We start from the raw sequence: 19,435 nt of genomic DNA on the forward strand, positions 1-19,435 counted from the left end.
GATGCGGAGTGGCTGCGACCGGCCGGTGGGAGCCGTTTCGCGGGCATGCAAAGGGCCGGGCGCTGGGGGAGAAGGCAGGGAGGCGGCTGGCGGAGCGAAGTGGGAGGGGGCACCGGCGTGGCCCGAAATGGCACCCCGAGGGCGGCCGATGGAGTGTAGCTCTGATCAGGTGGCTAGAACACCTGACAGGTCCAGGTCACGCCCCGCACCATGGCTGCTCCTTTCCCGCACGGCTCTACAACACTGCCCGCTCATGGGCTGAGAGGGAGTGGTCCGTATCAACGTATCGGGTTCCCATCGCACAAAGCACACTCCGCAATTATTGTGTTACACATCGTTAGTTAGGGAGGAGATGCGATGGCGGCGACTGGTCACGCCTCGATCAAGTCTCGTGACGGTGTGTCAAAACTAGCTGGTCGATGGCCGTTGCTCGGGCAACGCCGCCCGCTCGTGGTCTATCTGTGCGCGATCGTCGGTCTCGACCTCATCGCGATGATGGGGCTCGGAGCGTCCACCACGTTGCGGTGGCGCGATCTGCTGATGTTCTGCGCCCTCATGGGGTGCGGCGCGGTCTGCATCGAGGCGACCAGGCGCCTCGGCATGCCTTCCGGTGTCGCCCGAGACCTGCTGTCGGCCTGGTGGCTGCCCGTGGCGCTGCTGCTGCCGCCGGTCTACGCGCTCTTCTCGCCGATCGTGCTGCAGATACTGCTGCAGGTGCGCGTGAAGGCGACGGTGCTCTACCGGCGGGTGTTCAGCTCGGCCGCGATCGGCCTTGCGGGGTGTACGGCCTCCCTCGCCTTCCACCATGTCGTCGACGACCCGTGGGCGCTGTCGCAGGGCGGCGGCGGGCCGATCTTCTACGCGGTGGGGGCGGCCGCGCTCTTCGCGCTGCTCAACATCTTCCTGATCGCGATCGCCGCGCACACCGCCGACCCCGAGACGCCCTGGCGCGAGGTGCTGTGGAACAAGGAGAGCCTGCTGCTCGACATCGTCGAGCTCTGCCTGGGCGTCACGGTGTCGATCGGGTGCGGCGTCAACCTCGTGCTGCTGCTCCTCGCGCTGCCGCCGGTGGTGTTGCTGCAGCGCAGCCTCCTGCACGCCCAGCTCCAGGCCGCCGCCCGCACCGACGCCAAGACCGGTCTGCTCAACGCGGCCGCCTGGCAGCGCGAGGCCGACACGGAGATCGTCCGTGCCCGCCGCACCGGCGACACCCTGGCGCTGCTGATCATCGACATCGACCACTTCAAACGCGTCAACGACGCCCACGGTCACCTGGTGGGCGATCAGGTGCTGGTGGGGGTGGCGGCCACGCTCCGCAACCAGCTCCGTGACTACGACGTGGTGGGCAGGTTCGGCGGTGAGGAGTTCGTCGTGCTCCTGCCCGGCGCCGACAGCCACGAGGCGCGCCGGGTCGCCGAGCGCCTGCGTGCCCGCATCGGCCACATGGCGATCCCCGCCGACGACACCCTCATCAGGGTCACGATCTCGGTCGGCGTCGCGCTGATCGGCGTGCACGGCGACGACCTGATCGAGTTGCTGGCCGCCGCCGACCTGGCCCTCTACCGAGCCAAGGAACTGGGCCGCGACCGCGTCTGTGTGCCCGTCGTCCAGCCGCCCCGACGACTCCCCGACGACCCCGCCCTCTGACCGCTGTTCCGGAGCGGCTGGTGGCACGGGCGTGTCCCCGGTTCCTGTTGCGGGAGTGGGTGGGGTGTGTGTCCCGGGTTCCCTGTTGCGGGGTGGTGGGTGGCGGCGTGTGTCCCGGGTTCCTGTTGTGGGATGGGTGGTGGTGCGTGCGTCCCGGGTTTCTACCGCACCACCCCGCCTCCACGATCGTCTCGGCGGCGGCGATCCTCGACGACGTGATCGACACCCTCCGGGCGAACGGCCTGGACGACAGCATGCTCATCGCCGGGCGGGCCGCCGTTCAGCGGGCGATCGACGCCGGGCACGGGGCGGCCGGATTCTCCCGCCTCGCCGTACTCTCCTAGGGGCCCGCTCCCTCCACCCGTCGGAGGCGGGTGGAGGTCGGTGGAGGCCGGTGGAGGGAGCGGCGGAAGCCTGCGCCGGGAGCCCCTAAGCTAGGGAGCATGCCGGAGTACATCTACACGCTGCAGCGCGTGCGCAAGGCACATGGCGACAAGGTTGTCCTTGACGACGTCACCCTGTCGTTCCTGCCCGGAGCCAAGATCGGTGTCCTGGGGCCGAACGGCACCGGGAAGTCGACGCTGCTCCGGATGATGGCCGGCCTGGAGCAGCCGTCCAACGGCGAGGCGAAGCTCATGCCCGGTTTCTCGGTGGGCATGCTCCAGCAGGAGCCGCCGCTCAACGAGGAGAAGACCGTCCTCGGCAACGTGCAGGAGGGCGTCGCGGAGACGATGGCGATGCTCCAGCGCTACAACGAGATCGCCGAGCAGATGGCCACCGACTACAGCGACGAGCTGCTGGAGGAGATGGGCAAGCTCCAGGACCAGTTGGAGCACCGCAACGCCTGGGATCTCGACAGCCAGCTCGAGCAGGCGATGGACGCCCTGCGCTGCCCGCCGCCCGACGCCGACGTGACCAAGCTGTCCGGTGGGGAGCGCCGCCGGGTCGCGCTGTGCAAGCTGCTGCTCGAGGCGCCCGACCTGCTGCTGCTCGACGAGCCCACCAACCACCTCGACGCCGAGAGTGTGCAGTGGCTGGAGCAGCACCTGGAGAAATACGCGGGCACCGTGTTGTCCGTCACCCACGACCGCTACTTCCTCGACAACGTCGCCGGCTGGATCCTCGAGCTCGACCGCGGCCGGCCCTTCATCTACGAAGGCAACTACTCCACCTACCTGGAGGCCAAGGCCCAGCGGCTCAAGGTCGAAGGGCAGAAGGACATCAAGCGGAAGAAGCGCCTGGAGGGCGAGCTGGAGTGGGTGCGGTCCAACCCGAAGGCCCGCCAGACCAAGAGCAAGGCGCGTCTCCAGCGCTACGAGGAGATGGCGGCCGAGGCCGACAAGCACCGCAAGCTCGACTTCGACGAGATCCAGATCCCGCCGGGCCCGCGTCTGGGCACCACGGTGATCAAGGCCGACGACCTCACCAAGGGCTTCGACGACCGGCTGCTGATGGAGAAGCTGACGTTCGACCTGCCCCGCAACGGCATCGTCGGCGTCATCGGCCCCAACGGAGTCGGCAAGACCACGCTGTTCCGCATGATCACGGGTGCGGAGACCCCTGACAGCGGTTCCATCGTGGTCGGCGACACCGTCAAGATCTCCTACGCCGACCAGACCCGCGGCGGCATCGACCCCGGCAAGAACGTGTGGGAGGTCGTCTCCGACGGGCTCGACCACATCAAGGTCGGCAACGTGGAGATGCCGTCGAGGGCCTACATCGCGGCCTTCGGCTTCAAGGGCCCCGACCAGCAGAAGAAGGCGGGGGTGCTGTCGGGCGGCGAGCGCAACCGGCTCAACCTGGCGCTCACCCTCAAGCAGGGCGGCAACGTGCTGCTGCTCGACGAGCCCACCAACGACCTCGACACCGAGACGCTGTCGTCGCTGGAGAACGCGCTGCTCGAATTCCCGGGCTGCGCGGTGATCACCTCGCACGACCGGTGGTTCCTCGACCGCATCGCCACCCACATCCTGGCGTGGGAAGAGGGCTCGAACTGGTTCTGGTTCGAGGGCAACTTCGCCGACTACGAGAAGAACAAGATCGAGCGACTGGGCGCCGACGCCGCCCGTCCCCACCGGGTCACCTACCGGAAGCTCCACCGCGACTGACCCGTCCGTTCGGCCGGATCGGTCCTTGGAAACACTCCATCCGGTACGGCACAGCCAAGGTCACGCCACCCGCCGACCGTGGCCGGTGCACTCCAGGGTGACGCTCTCTGACCCGCACGACGAGCCCGCCGTTACGGCGGGCTCGTCGGCCGTCCGGGTGGTGACACCGCATCGGCCCGATGCGATGATCGCGATGTTCTTGGCGGGGTGCCGGCACAGGTGTCCGAACACCCTGCGCGGTCACGTCGCGCCTGGGGAGACCTGCCCGGTCTCGTGGGCGAGCACGACGGCGTGCACTCGTTCCCTGAGCCCTGAGCCCGGGGCCCTGAGCCCTGAGCCCTGAGCCCGGGGCCCTGAGCCCGGGGCCCTGAGCCCGGGGCCCTGAGCCCGGGGCCCTGAGCCCGGGGCCCTGAGCCCGGGGCCCTGAGCCCGGGGCCCTGAGCCCGGGCTTGGCCAGGATGCGGGTCACGTGGGTCTTCACCGTGGCCGGGCTGAGGGTCAGCCGTTCGGCGAGCTCGACGTTGCTCAGCCCGGTGGCCGGCAGCCACAGCACCTCCAGCTCCCGCACGGTCAGCTCCGGCAGGTCACGGTGCGGGGCCGGAGGGCCGGCGTCGTCCCGGCGGCCGAACCGCTCGACCAGGCGCCGGGTGACGGCCGGGGCGAGCAGGGCGTCGCCGGTGCGCACCAGGGTCCGGCCGGGACGGCAGCCCGTCAGGGCCTCAGGAGATCCCCCCGCTAGAATGCAATTCTAGGATCGCCCCATCCAAGGAGTTGCGCGTTGGATCTGGAACTCGACGGCCTCGACGTGTCCTTCGACCACACCGCCGTGGCCGCCCCCCGGATCAGGGACCTGCTGCCGATCTACCGCGATCTGCTGGGCGGCCGGCACGAGGGCGGCGGTGGCGACCACAGGACGGCCGGCTACCGCACGCTGCAGCTCACCTATGCCAACGGCGGCAAGGTCGAGCTCATGGAGCCCCTGGCCGGCTCGACGTTCTTCGACAGCTTCTTCGAGCTCACGAGGGGACGGGGCGGCGTTCACCATCTGAACTTTCATGTCCGCGACCTGGACGCGGCGGTTGCCCGGCTGACCGCCCGCGGCTACCGGCTGCACGGCCTCAACACGGCCGACCCGCGCTGGCGGGAGGTGTTCCTGCATCCGAAGGAGGCGCATGGGGTGCTGATCCAGCTCGCCCAGCCGGGACCGCGCCTGCCTGACGAGCCCCGCCCGTCGCTGGAGGAGGTGCTGTCGGGCCACGGCAGGAACGGTGACGGCGTACCGAGCCCTTGAAGGGGTGCCGGCGGTGGATCTAGAGTGAAATTCTAGAACCAGATTGGGGAGGCCGATTGAAGCCGGCACCTAAGCCCACGCCCGAGACCCAGCCGTTCTGGGACGGCACTGCCGCGGGCGAGCTCAGGATCCAGCGTTGCCAGACGTGCGCGCGGCACTACTTCTACCCACGGCCCAACTGCCCCCACTGCGGCGGCGACCAGGTCGAATGGGTCCGCGCCAGCGGCCGCGCGACCCTCTACTCGTACGTGATCAACCACCGGCCCGCCCCCGGCTTCGAGGACGAGGCCCCCTACGCGATCGCGGTGGTCGAGCTGGAGGAGGGGGTGCGCATGATGAGCAACATCGTGGGCGTTCCCAGCACGCCCGAGAACCTGCTGCTGGACATGAAGCTGCGGGTGGTGTTCGAGCAGCGGGGAGACGTGCACGTGCCCCTCTTCGAGCCCGCCGGAGGCCCGGGATGACCGTCGTGATCGCGGGTGCCGCCGAGACCGATGAGCTGGGCCGCCTGCCGGGCCACTCGACCATGCGACTCCACCTGGAGGCCGCGAGGAACGCGCTGGCCGACGCCGGCATGACGAAGGACGACATCGACGGCGTCGCCACGGTCGGGACCCCGGGCCCGATCCAGATCGCCCACGCCCTCGGCATCACCCCTCTCTGGCTGGACGGCACGGGCGTGGGCGGTTCGTCGTTCCTCTTCCACGTACGCCACGCCGCCGCCGCCATCCGCGCGGGCCTGTGCCGTACGGTGCTGATCACCCACGGCGAGTCGGGCAGGTCACGGGTGGGCGCCGGCCGGTACGGGCAGGGTCCCGACTCGCTGCCGGGCCAGTTCGAGCTGCCGTACGGGGTGGTGGGGCCGCCGACGTCGTTCACGATCACAGCCCTGCGCTACATGAAGGAGACCGGCCTGACCCACGAGCAACTGGCGGAGGTGGCCGTCGCCCAGCGCCGGTGGGCCCACCTCAACCCGCGGGCCCTCTACCGCGACCTCATCACGGTGGACGACGTGCTCGCCTCGCGGATGGTGGCCTACCCGTTCCACCTCCTGGAGTGCTGCCTGGTGACGGACGGCGGCGGCGCCCTGATCGTCACCTCGGAGGAGCGGTCCCGCCGGCCGCCGGTCCACCTGCTGGGTTCGGGGGAGTCGGCGGAGTCCCCGATCATCTCGCAGATGGAGGACTTCACCACCTCGAAGGCGTTCCGGCTCTCGGGCGAGGCGGCCTTCGCCGAGGCCAAGATCGGCCATGACGACGTGGACCACCTCATGGTGTACGACGCCTTCGCCCACGTGCCGATCTACGGCCTGGAGGACCTGGGGTTCGTCGGCAGGGGAGAGGCCGGCGCGTTCATCGCCGAGGGGCACACGTCGCCGGGCGGCCGGCTGCCCCTCAACACGAACGGCGGCGGCCTGTCCTACACGCACACCGGGATGTACGGGATGTTCGCCATCCAGGAGTCGGTACGGCAGTTGCGCGGTGAGGCGGCGGCCCAGGTGCCGGGGGCGGAGGTCAGCGTGGTGCTGGGGAACGGCGGCATGTTCGCCTCGGCCGCCACCCTGGTCCTCGCCAACCGCCTCCCCTGATCCCTGGCTGCCTGTCGATCCCCGCGGGCCATCGTCCCATCCGGGTGGAGCCGGCGCGGCCGCCCGCCGCCCTCCATCGTAGGGAGACCGGGCTGCGGCCTGGGGCGCCGCGATCACTCCCCGATCAGCCCGAGCCTCGCGTGGCCCTTGATCAGGTTACGCGCGATCGTACGCCGCTGGATCTCGTCGGTCCCCTCGAAGATGCGCAGCAGCCGCAGCTCCCGGTACCACCGCTCGATCGGCAGCTCCTTCGTGTACCCCATGCCTCCGTGGATCTGCAGCACCCGGTCGACCACCTGGTTCGCCATCACGGCGCCGTTGAGCTTGGCGATCGACGAGGCGTGCCGCGCCTCCAGCCCTTCCCGTACCCGCCACGCCGCGTACAGCGTCAGCCACTTCGCCGCCTCGATCTCGACCTGGGAGTCGGCGATCATCCACTGGATGGCCTGGTACTCCGCGATGGCCCGCCCCATCGACTGGCGGATCTTGGCGTAGTCCACGGCCATCTGCAGCATGCGCTCGGCGGACCCGATGGCTCTGGCGGGGATCATGTAGCGGCCCTGCCCGATCCACTCCATGGCCAGCTCGAAGCCCCTGCCGGGCTCGCCCAGGATGTTCTCCTCCGGCACCCGTACGTCCTCGAACACCAGCGAGGCCGGGCCCCACTGCCCCATGGTCGGGATCGGCTCGGAACGCCAGCCCATGTCCCGGTCCACGAGGAAACACGTGACGCCGTACGGCTCGGCCACGGCGAACACCATGACGAAGTCGGCCTCGTTGCCGCCCGTGATGAAGGTCTTCTCGCCGTTGATGATCCACTCGGCGCCGTCCCTGACGGCGCGGGCGCGGATGTTGCGGGCGTCGGAGCCGGCGCCCGGTTCGGTGATGGCGAAGCAGGAGCGGCGCTCGCCCTCGATCGTGGGGATCAGGTAGCGGCGTTTCTGCTCGTCGGTGCCGGCGTAGAGGATGTTGTCCGCGCTGCCGCCGAACGAGAACGGCACGAACGTCCTGCCGAGTTCCATGGCGATGATCGCGGACATGATCGGGCCCAGGGCGGCGCCGCCGTACTCCTCGGGGGTGTTGATGCCCCAGAAGCCCGACTTCCTGGCCTTGGCCCGCAGGTCGCGAAGGACGTCGGCGTCCAGCGCCGGGCGGCCCTCGCGCTCGTTGCGCAGGACCTCGGGCTCCAGCGGCATGACCTCCCTCTCCACGAAGGACCGTACGGTGTCGCGGATCTGACGTTCCTCGGTGGTGAGCGAGAAGTCCACGGCCGCCTCCTGAGACTTTCTAGAATGTTTCTCTAGGAAGAGGCTCTAGCCGGTGGGGGCCGCCTGTCAAGAATGAAATTCTAGAATTGGGCGCGCTAGGATGATCGCATGGCACGCAAGTCCTCGTGGGAGTGGAGCCGTACGGCCCAGACCCGCAAAAGCATGCTGCAGGCGGCTCGCGAGGTCTTCAGCGAGCACGGCTTCGCGGAGTCCAACGTCGCCGAGGTGGTCGCCCGCGCCGGCTCCAGCGTCGGCAGCCTCTACCATCACTTCGGCGGCAAGACCGAGCTCTTCCTGGCCCTCTACGAAGACCATCAGGCCGCCCACGAGCAGGCGTCGGCCGCCAGCGTGGCCAAGGCCAGGACGTCCGGCGTCGACGACCCGGTCGAGCTGCTCATCGCCGGCGCCCGCGCCTACCTCGACGGGGCGTGGGAGCGGCGCGACCTGGTCAGGCTGTTCATCGACGGCGACGGGCCGCCCGGGTTCGAGCTGCTGCGCCGCACGCGGGGCAGGGAGTGGGTACGCCAGAACGCCGTGCTGCTCGGAGCGGGCGGCGACGCGCTCGCCCGGTTCACCGTGGCGGTGCTGACCAGCATCATCGGCGAGGCCGCCCGCGAGGTGGCCACCTCCGACACGGAGGAGGAGGCCAGGGAGGTCATCGAGGCGGCGATGAAGCTGATCCGCCGCCTCGACCCCCTCAAGGACTTCACCGACGACTGATGGTGGCGCGGCCGCGGTCGATCACCACGGTGCCGTCGTCCTTGGCGGTCCTGAAGCACACGTCCTCACCGTCCGCCCAGATCGACACCGTGAGCGACTCCCCGGGGAAGACCGGGCTGGTGAAGCGCCCCGACATCGACCGGAACCGGCTCGGGTCCGACCCGGCCACCGCGTGCAGCAGCGCCCGGCCCGTCACGCCGTAGGTGCAGAGTCCGTGCAGGATCGGCCGGTCGAAGCCCGCCCTGGCGGCGAACTCCGGGTCGCTGTGCAGCGGGTTGCGGTCGCCGGACAGGCGGTAGATCAGCGCCTGCTCCGGCAGCGTCGGAAAGGTCACCTTGTGGCCGGGCGCGCGGTCCGGCGCGGCCCACACGTCGCGCGGCCCCCGGTCGCCGCCGAACCCGCCCTCGCCCCTGATGAACAGCGCGCTGCGGCTGGAGATGACCGGCTCGCCCGTGTCGAGGTCGACGGCCCGCGCCTCGGAGGTCACCAGCGCGCCCGAGCCCTTGTCGTAGATGCCGGTCACCTTCGAGGTCGTCCGCACGCCGCCCGCCGGGGGCAGCTCCCGGTGCAGCTCGAAGCCCTGCTCGGCGTGGACCAGCATGGCCGGGTCGAAGTCGCCCAGCCGCCGCCCCGTCGACTGCGCGACCAGCACCGCGAACGTCGGCAGCACCCGCTGCCCCTTCTCCGTGGTGAACTCCAGCTCGGAGGTGCCCGCGCCGACGCCGAGCGCGTACAGCATGGTGTCCTTGGCGGTCCAGGTGCGCTCGTGGGCCGGGCCCTCGACGCCGACGATGGAGTGGTCGAGCGGCATGTCAGTCCTCCTGTCCGGGGATGCGGCCGTTGGTCATGGCGTTGGGCGCGGCCTTGTCGACCAGGGCGGGGATGACGCCGCCCAGCTCGGCCGGGTCCCACCGGGAGCCCTTGTCGACGCCCGGCCCGGCGTGCCAGCCCTCGGCGACGCTGATCGCGCCCCCCCGCACGTTGAACACCCGGCCGGTGACGCCACGGGCCTCGGCGCTGGAGAGCCAGACCACGAGGGGCGCGATGTCGTCGGGGTCGGCGCCGGTGACGCCGGCGGGCATGAGGTTCTCGGTCATGCGGGTCAGCGCGGCGGGGGCGACGGCGTTCACGGTCACGCCGTAGCGCTCCAGCTCCTTGGCCGCGATGACGGTGAGCCCCGCGATGCCGGCCTTGGCGGCGCCGTAGTTGCCCTGCCCCGGGTTACCGTAGATGCCGGAGGACGAGGTGGTGTTGATGATCCGGGCATCCACGGGTTCGCCCGACTTCGCCTTGGTCCGCCAATAGGCGGCGGCATGGCGCAGCGGCGCGAAGGTGCCGCGCAGATGCACCCGGATCACCGCGTCCCACTCCTCGGCCGTCATGTTGACGAGCATCCGGTCCCGCAGGATGCCCGCGTTGTTGACCAGCACGTCGAGACCGCCGAAGTGGTCGACGGCCGAGTGGATCAGCCGCTGCGCGCCGTCGAAGTCGGAGACGTCCTCGCCGTTGACGACGGCCTGCCCGCCCATGGCCTCGATCTCCGCCACCACCTCGGCGGCGGCACCGGACGAGCCGGTGCCGTCGACCTCCGCGCCCAGGTCGTTGACCACCACCTTCGCCCCCTGCCTGGCGAACTCGAGCGCGTGCCCCCGCCCGATGCCCCTGGCCGCTCCTGTGACGATCACCACGCGGCCTTCGACGATTCCGCCCATCCGACACCTCGCTCCTTGACCCGCTACCGATGCGAATAGAATTCTAGTATCAAAATCTAGAAAGGACAGGCCCTTGCCGGCTGCGACCCAATTAGGGCATGCGTGGCGCACGTTGTCGGTCGTCAGCCTGGCGAGCGTGCTGACCGGTCTCGGCGGCAGCGCGATGAACGTCGCCCTGCCCGAGATCGCCAGGCACACCCACGCCGACGCGACGGCCGCGGGCTGGATCCTCCTCGGCTTCCAGTTGACCACGACCGTGCTCATGGTGGTATTCGGGCGGCTGGCCGATCTGTTCGGGCGGCGCAGGCTGTACCTGATCGGGCTGGCGACGTACACCGTGGCCGCGCTGCTCGCGGGCATGGCGCCGAACGCGTGGGTGATCGTGGCCATGCGGGTCGTCCAGGCGGCGGGGGCGGCCATGCTGCTCACCAACAGCGCCGCCCTGGTCAGCGACGCGTTCCCGCGCGAACGGCTGGGGGAGGGCATGGGGGTCTACGTGGCCTCGTTCTCGATCGCCGGGCTCATCGGGCCGACCCTGGGCGGGGTGCTCGCCGACGGTCTCGGCTGGCGCTGGGTGTTCTGGTTCAACGTACCGATCGGGGTGATCTGCCTGGTGTGGGGCGCGGTCGTGCTGCGCAGGACCGTACCCGACAACCGCGACCGCGGGCTCGACCTGCCCGGCAGCCTGCTCGTCCTGATCACCCTGGGCGGGTTGCTGCTGGCGCTGTCGGAGTTCACCCGGCTCGGCTGGGGGCACCCGGTGGTGCTGGCCGGGCTCGTCTGCTTCGCCGCGGGGCTGCCGCTGTTCGTGGCCAGGGAACGGCGGGCCGCCCACCCGGTCGTCGACCTGGGGTTGTTCCGCGACCGGGCCTTCTCCTTCGGCACGCTCGCCTCGTTCCTCAACGCCGTCGCCCGCATGGGCATGGTGTTCCTGGTCGCGCTCTACTTCCAGGCCGTGCGCGGGGACGATCCCGTACAGGCCGGGCTGAAGGTTCTGCCGCTGGCCATCGCCGCGATGACCGCGTCGGTGGCCTCGGGTTTCCTGCAGCGCCTCATGAGCGCCCGCACCCTGGCCTTGGCCGGGGCCTCGGTGACCACCTGCGGGCTGGTGGTCATGCTGGGGGTGATGTCCTCGACCATGCCGTACGCGGCGGTGGCGGCGGGCCTCGTGCTGATCGGCCTCGGCTCCGGCGTGTTCATGCCCTCCAACACCACCGCCATCCTCGACGGCCTGCCCTCGGCGCGGCTCGGCATCGTCAACGCCATGCGGCTGATGTTGCAGAACACGGGCAACGTGGTGGGCACCGGCCTGGTCCTGTCGATCATCACCGCGCCGCTCCCCGCCGCGCTGCACGAACAGGTCTTCGCGGGCACCCTCTCCCACCTGAACGGCGGCGCGGTCGAGCAGCTCGTGACCGGCTACCGCTGGGCGCTCGCCGCCATGGCCACCGTCTCCGTGCTGACCGTGCTGGCCTGTCTGGCCCGCCGCAAGGCCACCTGACCCCGCCGGGTACGGTGACTGACGTGGTTGAACGCACCCCGGCCCAGCGCCACCTCTACCTCCGAACGGTGAGATTCGCCGACGTCGACTCCCAGGGGCACGTGAACAACGTGCGTTTCCTCGACTATCTGGAGGATGCCCGGTTCGGCATGTTCCACATCGATCCGCACAACGCGGGTGACGAGCCGTTCAAGGGCCTGGTGGTCACCCGGCACGAGATCGACTACCGCCGCCCGCTGGGCTTCCGCGCGGAGCCGGTGCGCGTCGAGACGTGGGTGACGGAGATCAGACGGGTGCGCTTCACCCTCGCCTACGAGATCCGCGACGACGACGCGGTGTACGTCACCGCGAAGTCCGTGATCGCGGCCTACGACGTGGAGCGGGCCGCTCCGCGCAGGTTGTCGGAGAGCGAACTGGCGTACCTCAAACGTTTCTCGGCATGAAACGCTGGGTGATGCTGGCCCTGGGCGTCAACGCCCACGCGAGCGTCACGCTCGGGTTGTTCGGCCTGCCCCTCGTCATCCCTGAAATTGAGCGACATTTCGGGGTTCCATTGGCTGTGGCGGGAATCATGGCGAATGCTCCCGCGATGGGTATCCTGATCGCTCTCGTGGCCTGGGGAGCGCTGGCCGACCGGCACGGCGAACGGCTGATCCTCGGCACGGGCGTGGGCCTGGCCGCCGTGCTGTTCGCCGCCGCCGCGGTCGCCGGCCGGGTGTGGGCGGTGATCGGGCTGCTGGCCCTGGCCGGCGCCGCGGGCTCGGCCGCGATGGTCGGCGGCGGGCGCATCGTGCTGCGCTGGTTCGAGCCGCCGGAACGCGGCCTCGCCATGGGGCTGCGCCAGGTGTCCTTCACCCTCGGCATGGCCATGGGGGCGTTCGTGCTGCCGCCCATCGCGCAGGCGTACGGCCTGGCCGGCGTGCTGTCCGTGTGCGCCGGCGTGAGCCTGCTGGCCGCCGCGCTGGCCGCGCTCTTCCTGGCCGAGCCGCCGCGCGCGATCACCGGGGCGGGCGCCGTGCCGCGCGGCTCGCCGTACCGGCAGCCGGCGCTGTGGCGGGTGCACGCCACCAGCGCCCTGCACGTCGTCCCGCAGATCGTGGTCAGCACGTACGGCGTGACCTGCCTCGTACGCCTGTACGGATGGGACGAGGTGGCGGCCGGCCGGCTGTTCGGCGTGGCGGCGATCGCCGGGGCCGCCGTGCGCATCGTGGCCGGTCGCTGGTCGGACCGGGTCGGCCTGCGCATGCGGCCCCTGCTCCTGATCACGGTCTGCAACCTCGGTGTGATGGCGCTGCTGGTGGCCGGCACGCTCTCCGGCACCTGGCTCGGTCCCGCCATGCTCGCCGTGGCTGCGGTGATGACCGTGGCCGGCAACGGGCTCGCCTACCTGACGGCGGGCGAGTTGGCCGGGCCGACCTGGGCGGGCCGGGTGCTCGGCACCCACAACACCCTCCAGAACGTCGTCTCCGTCGTCGCCACGCCGCTGGCCGGCGTGCTGATCACCAACGTCGGGTATTGGGCGGCCTTCGCCGCGGGGCTGGGAGGCGCGCTGCTCTCGCTGCCCGTCATCCCCTCCCACGGCGAGGACGGCGAGCGGTTATGACGCGCGGTTCAACCACGCCGCCGTGTCGGGCGGCAGCAGGTCGCCCCGCAGCGGCCCGCTCGCCAGCAGCACCTCGTCGTGCTCCGGCAGGCGTACCGGCCGGTCGCCGCAGTTGAGTGCGCAGATCAGCGGCCCGCGGGTGAAGAAAAGCACACCCTCGGGAGACTTCAGCCACTCCAACGTATAAGGAATGGATCGCACCAGGTCACGGCGGCAGGCCAGGACCCTGCGGTAGAACTCGAGCGTGGACCCGGAGTCCCCTTCCTGCTTCTCGACGCTCAGCTCCGCGAACGCCGCCGGCTGCGGCAACCACGGCGGCGCCGCGCCGGGAGAGAACCCGTGGGAGGGCGGATCGACCGTCCACGGGATCGGCACCCGGCATCCGTCGCGCCCCGGCAGCTCGCCGTTCGACTGGAAGAAGACCGGGTCCTGCCTGGCCTCGTCGGGCAGGTCGGTCACCTCAGGCAGCCCGAGCTCCTCGCCCTGGTAGAGGTAGGCCGAGCCGGGCAGCGCCAGCATCGTCAGCACCGCCGCCTTCGCCCGCGCCAGCCCGGCGGCGGGGTCGCCGGCCGCGTAGCGGGTGCGGTGGCGTACGACGTCGTGGTTGGACAGCACCCACGTCGCGAACGGAACGCTGGAGAGCGTGTCGTCGATCACCTTCCTGAACGCCGTCGCCGACCACGGCGCCTGCAGCCACGCGAAGTTGAAGCTCTGGTGCAACTCGTCGGACCGCAGGTAGAGCGCGAGGTCCTCGAGGCTGTCGGTCCACACCTCGCCCACGGCCATGCGCTCGCCCGGATAACCGTCCAGCACCCTGCGCCAGTCGCGGTAGACGTCGTGCACCTCGGGCTGCCCCCATATCGGGGAGACCGCCTTGAACGACTGGTCGCCGATGTCGGGCAGCCCCTCGGCCTTGTAGAGCCCCATCGCCACGTCGATGCGGAAGCCGTCGACCCCGCGGTCCAGCCAGAACCGCAGGATGTCGAGGAACTCCGCGCGCACCTCGGGGTTGCGCCAGTCGAAGTCGGGCTGCCCCGGCGCGAACAGGTGCAGGTAGTACGAGCCGTCCTCGACCTGCGTCCAGGCGGAGCCGCCGAAGGTCGACTGCCAGTTGTTGGGCCGGTCGCGGAAGAGGTAACGCTCGCGCCCCTCGCCGCGCAGCGCCGCCTGAAACCAGGGATGCGCGGAGGAGCTGTGGTTGGGCACGATGTCCACGATCACCCGCAGCCCGTGCTCGTGCGCGGCGGCCACCAGGGCCTCGAAGTCGGAGAGCGAGCCGAACAGCGGGTCGACGTCGCGGTAGTCGGCGACGTCATAACCGCCGTCGGCCATGGGAGAGGTGTAGAACGGCGTCAGCCAGACGGCGTCGACCCCCAGCTCCCGCAGGTAGGGCAGGCGCTCGCGCACCCCCGCCAGATCGCCGACCCCGTCTCCTGAGGAGTCGGCGAAGCTGCGGACGTAGATCTCGTAGACGACGGCGTCACGCCACCAGGGGATATCCATGTGGCGTGTCATGCCCCGTCAGGTGGGTGTGTTCACCAGGCTGTGGGCCGCGTAGACCAGATAGTCCCAGAGCCGGGTCTCCAGCTCCTCCGGCAGATCGAGCGAGTCGACCGCGTCGCGCATGTGCCGCAGCCAGGCGTCGCGCTCGGTCTCGCCGATCACGAACGGCATGTGGCGCATGCGCAGGCGAGGGTGCCCGCGCTGCTCGCTGTAGGTCTTGGGGCCGCCCCAGTATTGGATCAGGAAACCCCGCAGCCGATCCTCGGCTCCGGTCAGGTCGGGCTCGGGGTAGAGCGGCCGCAGCACCGGGTCTTCCGCGACCCCCTCGTAGAAGCGCTGCACGAGACGCCGGAAGGTCTCTTCGCCCCCGACGGCGTCGTAGAAGGAGGTCTCAGTCACGTTCACCAGCCTATGGTGTGCCTGGGGTGGTGGTGCATCGAGCTCACCCCGCGACCATGGGGATGCCCGCGTCGTCGAGTGCCGTCTTGACCCTGATGCGCAGCTCCCTGGCCACCTCGGCCTGCTCGTTGGGCAGCGTCTTGGCGGTGATGCGGAACACCACCGAACTGTCGGAGAGCTGCTCCACGCCGAACACCTGCGGCTGCTCCACGATCTTGCTCTCGCGCAGCTCGGGGTCGGCCCAGATCTCCTCGGCCAGGTGCTCGAGCAGAACGCGCACGGTGACGATGTCGGCGTCGTAGGCCACCGGCACGTCGACGTAGGCCCGCGACCAGCCCTGTGACTCGTTGCCGACCCTGGTGATCGTGCCGTTGCGGACGTACCAGACGCGGCCGTCGGCGTCGCGCAACCTCGTGATGCGCAGGGTGACGGCCTCGACGGTGCCGATCGCGGCGCCCACGTCGACCACGTCGCCCACGCCGTACTGGTCCTCGAGCAGCATGAACATGCCGGCGATGAAGTCTTTCACCAGCTCCTGCGCGCCGAAACCGATGGCCACGCCGAGGATGCCGACGCTCGTCAGCAGGGGAGCGATGGGGATCGTCAGCCGGTCGAGCACGGTCAGCACCGCGGTGCCCAGGATGACGATCGAGGCGATGTGCTTGAGCACCGACCCCATGGTCTCGGCCCGCTGTTTCCTGCGTTCGTGGAGCAGCGCGTCGATGCCGTCGGTGGCGGCGCTCTTGCGGAACCTGCGGGTGATCGAGCTCTTGGCGGCGGTGCGATGGACCAGCCGCGTGATCATCTTGTGCGCGACCTTGCGCAGGACGAGCGCCAGCACGACGATCAGCACGATGACGATCGCGCTGGCCACGATGGGTGCCCAGGCCGCGTTGTCGAACATCCCGACGAGGCTAGAGCACACAGGGTCCTTGGTACAGACCCCTGTCACGTCCTGGACCACCTTCTCCGGGTCCGGAAGCCCGCTCGACGGCGGAGCGGATGGCGACGGCGCCAGCAGTAACAAAGGTGGATCCCCCTCCAGAAGCGGTTCGGCCGGGCTCTTTGGACCGTTGCGATCCAAAATACCGCCGACCGAACCGCCCGCCGTCACATCACGCCGGGGAAGACGGGGCCGCCGGCTCTCTGGGCCGCGGAGGGAGAGAGCGGACGCTCCGATGACGGACGGCTCGGCAAGGGACAGGCACCCGGAAGCTTGTCCCTTACCGGTTCCGGGAGGGATCCCCCCCAACACCCTTCCGGCGGACCGGGAGGGTGGCTTCGCGGGCACGGCGTGCGGGCCGTGCCGGCACGGTCAGGTGTGAGGCCAGAACCGGCGGAGTGACCAGGACCCCACATGCGTGGAACCCTCCGCACCGGTCACTCCGCCGGCCCTGTGAGGCCGCCGTGGTTGCGGTGCGCCGCGGTGGCTGCGCTCCACCCGGCTCACCGCGTCGGTCATTCGACCACGGCGGCTAGCACGCGGGCGACCTTCGTCGCGGCACCGGCCGGGTCGTCGGCCGTGTGCATCCGTTCGCCCCAGGACCAGCAATACCACCAATCCGGCATATCGGACACAGTGGCCGGTCTGCAGGTGACGTTCTCGGACAGGCTCGTCGCGTTCGGATTGATGACGCGTACGAACCTGCGACCGCTCTGGTTCTGGACCACTCGTGCGAGCAAGCCATGAGCGCCCAGTTCGGATACGAGCCGCTCCAGGTGCTCGAAGTCGTCGTCCCCCACCGTTCGTCCTCCCTACGATCGCCGCTGGTGGGCCAAACATGTCTCATGTCAACGGCGAACGCAACGAGCTTGTGTGGCTACAGGGAGTTGCTCTTCTCCCAAGGGATATAAGAAACAGTCCCGGGGAGGACGATCCTTAACCGTAGGCTGTGTCAGGGCGTTTTCAAACGTGTCGTCTCTGGTTCATAGTCATGGGTAGGCGCACAGCAATCTGAGGGCTACGCTGAGTCACCAGTTGCGGACCGGTCGAGACTTGCTTGGAAGGGGCCGGGATGTCCGGCAGACAGCACAGGGAGACGGAGATCGCCCGGCGGGTCAGGGCCAAGGGCCTTGCCGCCGGGCGCACTTCGGCCCAGATCGCGGATGAGATCCACGAGGCTTGCGCGTCACAGTTCAGCACCACCCGCATCAAGGCGCACCGGTTGTCCTACGGGATCGCCCTGGCCGACGTCATCGAGCAGGTGCGAGCCCTGTTCGAGCGCGACTCGAAACCCACCCCGGGCATCGGCGAGACCCTGCTCTCGGCGTACGAGAGCGGGCTGAAACGCCCCGGGCCCGAATACCTGCACTACCTCTGCACCGTCTACCGCGTCGAGCCGGCGGCGCTCGGCTACGACGGGCCGTGCATCTGCGGCCACGGTCACGCGAACCGGGCCGCGGGAGCGCTCGGAGGCTCCGAAGCCAAGGAACCGCCGCTGCTGCCGACCGAGCGCCAGCTCAACCTCCAGCCCATGGTCACCGATCCCGAGGCGCAGGAGGACGAGAACATCCTGCGCCGCACGATGTTAAATCTGCTGCACACCGACACCAACCTCAACAAGGCTCTCGACGGGGTCGTGCTCGGAGCGTGTGAGGGCATCAGGCGGCGGATGGACGAGACGCTGGTCTCGGCCACGGTGTCCGCCGCGATGCTCGACCAGTGGGAAGAGGCGACGATCAGCTTCGGCCGCCAGTACACGACGACGGCCCCCCTAAGACTGCTGTGCGACGTGCTGCTCGAACTGAGCGCGGTCCGTACGGCGATGTCCCGCCGCCAGCCCATCGACCTGCAGGAACGCTTGTGCAGGATGGCCGCCCAGCTGTCCGGGCTGAGCGGCATGATCATGATCAACCTCGGCGACCACCGCCTGGCCCGCTCGTTCTTCCGCACCGGGCGCACCGCGGCCGACGAGACCGGCGACCGCGCGTTGCGCGCCTGGATCACCGCCCGCGAGTCGCTCGTCCCCCTCTATTTCGGCGACGCCCGTGAGGCCCTCACCCTCGCCAAGAAGAGCCGCGACCTGGCCGGCTCGATGCCGTGCGCCGCACAGGCCATGGCGCCGGTCGTCGAGGCGAGGGCGCTGGCCATGATGTCGGGGGGCGACAGCAAGAAAGAGGTCGTCGACCAGGCCAAACGCGCGCTGTCGAGGGCGCGCAACGCCTTCTCCCACCTCAAGAGCGAGGACCAGGAAGACGTCGCCTTCGGCTACACCGAGAAGCAGCTCTACTTCTACCAGGGCGACGTGCTCACCAAGCTCGGTCAGACGATCGAGGCGGAGGTGGTGCTCGGCCAGGCGCTCACCAAATACCAGGACCACATCCTCGACCAGACGCTCATCAGGCTCGACCAGGCCCAGTGCCGGCTGATCGACGGCGACGTCAAGGAGGCGGTGGCGATCGGCGTCAAGGCGCTGCGCCTGGTGAGCGACGAATATCTGACCGACTTCATCGTGCGGCCTGCGATGGCGCTCGGACAGGCGATCGCGGCCCGGGACGCCGACGCGCCGGGGCTGGAGGACTACTACGCCGAGCTGCGGCGCTCGCGAGCCCAGCTGAAGGGGGGCGCATGAAACTGAAGATCCGGCGCTACCGCTGGTCCGATCTCGACACCGTCCTCTCCCTCCACCAGATCTGCCTGGCGCAGGTGGGCCTGGTGCCCGGCGACGGCGTCTACTACGACGACGACTTCCCCCGCATCCAGGAGATCTACCTGGCCTGCGGTGGCGATTTCCTCGTCGGGGAGATCGGCTCAAGGGTGGTGGCGATGGGCGGGCTGAAACCCGTCGACACGAGCACGGCCGAGATCTGCCGGCTGCGCGTGCATCCCGACGTCCAGCGGCGTGGCTACGGTGAGACCATGCTCGTCACCCTGCAGCAGCGTGCCGTGGAGCTCGGCTTCGAGCGCGTCAGAGGTGACACCACGCTCAACCAGGAGGCCGCGCTGGCGCTCTACGCGCGCCAGGGGTGGCGCGAGCTCTCCCGGCACAAGGTGGGCGCGCTCGTGGTGGTCAACGTCGAGAAACTGCTGAATCCCGGCGTGCCCCTCGACCGCTGACCTCCCCGCTCGACCGACGGCCCCACCCCCTCCGGGGC

Annotated in this window: 19 protein-coding genes and 1 pseudogene; 12 read left to right on the forward strand and 8 right to left on the reverse strand. The window is 69.8% G+C overall.

Annotated elements, in window-relative coordinates; all coding sequences use genetic code 11:
* Window positions 1–399 precede the first annotated feature (399 nt).
* From E1295_RS39695 to ettA, 3 genes are all read left to right on the forward strand, one after another.
* A complete protein-coding gene (locus E1295_RS39695; protein ID WP_246080905.1) occupies window positions 400–1,647 on the forward strand; it encodes a GGDEF domain-containing protein in 1,248 nt (415 codons plus the stop codon).
* 146 nt (window positions 1,648–1,793) lie between these two features.
* Window positions 1,794–1,991 (forward strand): imine reductase family protein, encoded by a 198-nt coding sequence (locus tag E1295_RS39700; protein ID WP_132639069.1) that lies wholly within the window; start codon window positions 1,794–1,796, stop codon window positions 1,989–1,991.
* 99 nt (window positions 1,992–2,090) lie between these two features.
* Complete coding sequence (ettA, locus tag E1295_RS39705) at window positions 2,091–3,755, forward strand: energy-dependent translational throttle protein EttA (RefSeq protein WP_132639071.1); 1,665 nt, start codon at window positions 2,091–2,093, stop codon at window positions 3,753–3,755.
* Here the strand turns inward: ettA and E1295_RS52280 are convergent.
* Window positions 3,727–4,440 (reverse strand): helix-turn-helix domain-containing protein, encoded by a 714-nt coding sequence (locus E1295_RS52280; RefSeq protein ID WP_342775949.1) that lies wholly within the window; start codon window positions 4,438–4,440, stop codon window positions 3,727–3,729. The genes ettA and E1295_RS52280 overlap by 29 nt on opposite strands.
* Before the next feature lie 93 nt (window positions 4,441–4,533).
* On the opposite strand from E1295_RS52280, the gene E1295_RS39715 reads away from it, so the two are divergent.
* The 3 genes from E1295_RS39715 to E1295_RS39725 are packed head-to-tail and all read left to right on the forward strand — an operon-like array spanning window position 4,534 to window position 6,634.
* Window positions 4,534–5,046 (forward strand): VOC family protein, encoded by a 513-nt coding sequence (locus E1295_RS39715; protein ID WP_166427642.1) that lies wholly within the window; start codon window positions 4,534–4,536, stop codon window positions 5,044–5,046.
* A gap of 56 nt (window positions 5,047–5,102) precedes the next feature.
* Window positions 5,103–5,510: a Zn-ribbon domain-containing OB-fold protein gene (locus tag E1295_RS39720; RefSeq protein ID WP_132639076.1), complete on the forward strand. Its 408-nt coding sequence runs from the start codon at window positions 5,103–5,105 to the stop codon at window positions 5,508–5,510.
* Window positions 5,507–6,634, forward strand: coding sequence for a thiolase C-terminal domain-containing protein (locus tag E1295_RS39725; RefSeq protein WP_132639078.1), 1,128 nt, complete (start codon window positions 5,507–5,509; stop codon window positions 6,632–6,634). The genes E1295_RS39720 and E1295_RS39725 overlap by 4 nt, the downstream gene beginning before the upstream one ends.
* Before the next feature lie 113 nt (window positions 6,635–6,747).
* Here the strand turns inward: E1295_RS39725 and E1295_RS39730 are convergent, their stop codons facing one another.
* Complete coding sequence (locus tag E1295_RS39730; RefSeq protein WP_132639080.1) at window positions 6,748–7,902, reverse strand: acyl-CoA dehydrogenase family protein; 1,155 nt, start codon at window positions 7,900–7,902, stop codon at window positions 6,748–6,750.
* Window positions 7,903–8,010: 108 nt separating this feature from the next.
* On the opposite strand from E1295_RS39730, the gene E1295_RS39735 reads away from it, so the two are divergent.
* Window positions 8,011–8,622, forward strand: a complete 612-nt coding sequence (locus E1295_RS39735) for a TetR/AcrR family transcriptional regulator (protein ID WP_132639082.1) — start codon at window positions 8,011–8,013, stop codon at window positions 8,620–8,622.
* On the opposite strand, the gene E1295_RS39740 is transcribed toward E1295_RS39735, so the two are convergent.
* Both E1295_RS39740 and E1295_RS39745 read right to left on the reverse strand, forming a co-directional pair.
* Window positions 8,609–9,433 carry a MaoC/PaaZ C-terminal domain-containing protein gene (locus tag E1295_RS39740; protein ID WP_132639084.1) on the reverse strand — a complete coding sequence of 275 codons (825 nt, stop codon included), beginning with the start codon at window positions 9,431–9,433 and terminating at the stop codon, window positions 8,609–8,611. The two genes, E1295_RS39735 and E1295_RS39740, sit on opposite strands and share 14 nt — an antisense overlap.
* A gap of 1 nt (window position 9,434) precedes the next feature.
* The gene (locus tag E1295_RS39745; RefSeq protein WP_132639086.1) at window positions 9,435–10,334 is read right to left on the reverse strand and encodes an SDR family oxidoreductase; all 900 of its coding nucleotides are present in this window, start codon (window positions 10,332–10,334) and stop codon (window positions 9,435–9,437) included.
* A 112-nt stretch (window positions 10,335–10,446) separates the two neighbouring features.
* Between E1295_RS39745 and E1295_RS39750 the strand changes: the two genes are divergently transcribed.
* Genes E1295_RS39750 through E1295_RS39760 form a run of 3 tightly spaced genes read left to right on the forward strand, consistent with a single transcriptional unit; the run spans window position 10,447 to window position 13,438 of the window.
* Window positions 10,447–11,835: an MFS transporter gene (locus E1295_RS39750; RefSeq protein WP_425465389.1), complete on the forward strand. Its 1,389-nt coding sequence runs from the start codon at window positions 10,447–10,449 to the stop codon at window positions 11,833–11,835.
* A 14-nt stretch (window positions 11,836–11,849) separates the two neighbouring features.
* The gene (locus E1295_RS39755) at window positions 11,850–12,278 is read left to right on the forward strand and encodes an acyl-CoA thioesterase (RefSeq protein WP_246080909.1); all 429 of its coding nucleotides are present in this window, start codon (window positions 11,850–11,852) and stop codon (window positions 12,276–12,278) included.
* Window positions 12,275–13,438, forward strand: a complete 1,164-nt coding sequence (locus tag E1295_RS39760; protein ID WP_132639090.1) for an MFS transporter — start codon at window positions 12,275–12,277, stop codon at window positions 13,436–13,438. The genes E1295_RS39755 and E1295_RS39760 overlap by 4 nt, the downstream gene beginning before the upstream one ends.
* Here E1295_RS39760 and E1295_RS39765 read toward each other — a convergent pair.
* The 4 genes and pseudogenes from E1295_RS39765 to E1295_RS39780 all read right to left on the reverse strand — a co-directional run bounded on the left by E1295_RS39765 (window position 13,433) and on the right by E1295_RS39780 (window position 17,083).
* Window positions 13,433–14,941 (reverse strand): glycoside hydrolase family 13 protein, encoded by a 1,509-nt coding sequence (locus tag E1295_RS39765; RefSeq protein ID WP_132639092.1) that lies wholly within the window; start codon window positions 14,939–14,941, stop codon window positions 13,433–13,435. The two genes, E1295_RS39760 and E1295_RS39765, sit on opposite strands and share 6 nt — an antisense overlap.
* Before the next feature lie 24 nt (window positions 14,942–14,965).
* A pseudogene (locus E1295_RS39770) lies at window positions 14,966–15,340 on the reverse strand (globin); the annotation flags it as partial.
* 43 nt (window positions 15,341–15,383) lie between these two features.
* Complete coding sequence (locus tag E1295_RS39775; RefSeq protein ID WP_246080911.1) at window positions 15,384–16,244, reverse strand: mechanosensitive ion channel family protein; 861 nt, start codon at window positions 16,242–16,244, stop codon at window positions 15,384–15,386.
* Window positions 16,245–16,798: 554 nt separating this feature from the next.
* Window positions 16,799–17,083 carry a hypothetical protein gene (locus E1295_RS39780; protein WP_132639098.1) on the reverse strand — a complete coding sequence of 95 codons (285 nt, stop codon included), beginning with the start codon at window positions 17,081–17,083 and terminating at the stop codon, window positions 16,799–16,801.
* Window positions 17,084–17,355: 272 nt separating this feature from the next.
* Here E1295_RS39780 and E1295_RS39785 point away from each other — a divergent pair, with 272 nt between their 5' ends.
* Both E1295_RS39785 and E1295_RS39790 read left to right on the forward strand, forming a co-directional pair.
* Complete coding sequence (locus tag E1295_RS39785) at window positions 17,356–18,912, forward strand: NsdA family TPR-like regulatory protein (RefSeq protein WP_132639100.1); 1,557 nt, start codon at window positions 17,356–17,358, stop codon at window positions 18,910–18,912.
* Window positions 18,909–19,397: a GNAT family N-acetyltransferase gene (locus E1295_RS39790; RefSeq protein WP_132639102.1), complete on the forward strand. Its 489-nt coding sequence runs from the start codon at window positions 18,909–18,911 to the stop codon at window positions 19,395–19,397. Before E1295_RS39785 ends, E1295_RS39790 begins: the two co-directional genes overlap by 4 nt.
* Window positions 19,398–19,435 lie beyond the last annotated feature (38 nt).

The organism is Nonomuraea mesophila, assembly GCF_004352805.1.
GTDB lineage: Bacteria > Actinomycetota > Actinomycetes > Streptosporangiales > Streptosporangiaceae > Nonomuraea > Nonomuraea longispora.

Coding starts and splice junctions, on each gene's coding strand:
- ettA (WP_132639071.1), top strand. CDS start 2,091: ATGCCGGAGTACATCTACACGCTGCAGCGCGTGCGCAAGGCACATGGC.
- E1295_RS39725 (WP_132639078.1), top strand. CDS start 5,507: ATGACCGTCGTGATCGCGGGTGCCGCCGAGACCGATGAGCTGGGCCGC.
- E1295_RS39735 (WP_132639082.1), top strand. CDS start 8,011: ATGGCACGCAAGTCCTCGTGGGAGTGGAGCCGTACGGCCCAGACCCGC.
- E1295_RS39740 (WP_132639084.1), bottom strand. CDS start 9,433: ATGCCGCTCGACCACTCCATCGTCGGCGTCGAGGGCCCGGCCCACGAG.
- E1295_RS39745 (WP_132639086.1), bottom strand. CDS start 10,334: ATGGGCGGAATCGTCGAAGGCCGCGTGGTGATCGTCACAGGAGCGGCC.
- E1295_RS39760 (WP_132639090.1), top strand. CDS start 12,275: ATGAAACGCTGGGTGATGCTGGCCCTGGGCGTCAACGCCCACGCGAGC.
- E1295_RS39765 (WP_132639092.1), bottom strand. CDS start 14,941: ATGGATATCCCCTGGTGGCGTGACGCCGTCGTCTACGAGATCTACGTC.
- E1295_RS39775 (WP_246080911.1), bottom strand. CDS start 16,244: ATGTTCGACAACGCGGCCTGGGCACCCATCGTGGCCAGCGCGATCGTC.
- E1295_RS39785 (WP_132639100.1), top strand. CDS start 17,356: ATGTCCGGCAGACAGCACAGGGAGACGGAGATCGCCCGGCGGGTCAGG.
- E1295_RS39790 (WP_132639102.1), top strand. CDS start 18,909: ATGAAACTGAAGATCCGGCGCTACCGCTGGTCCGATCTCGACACCGTC.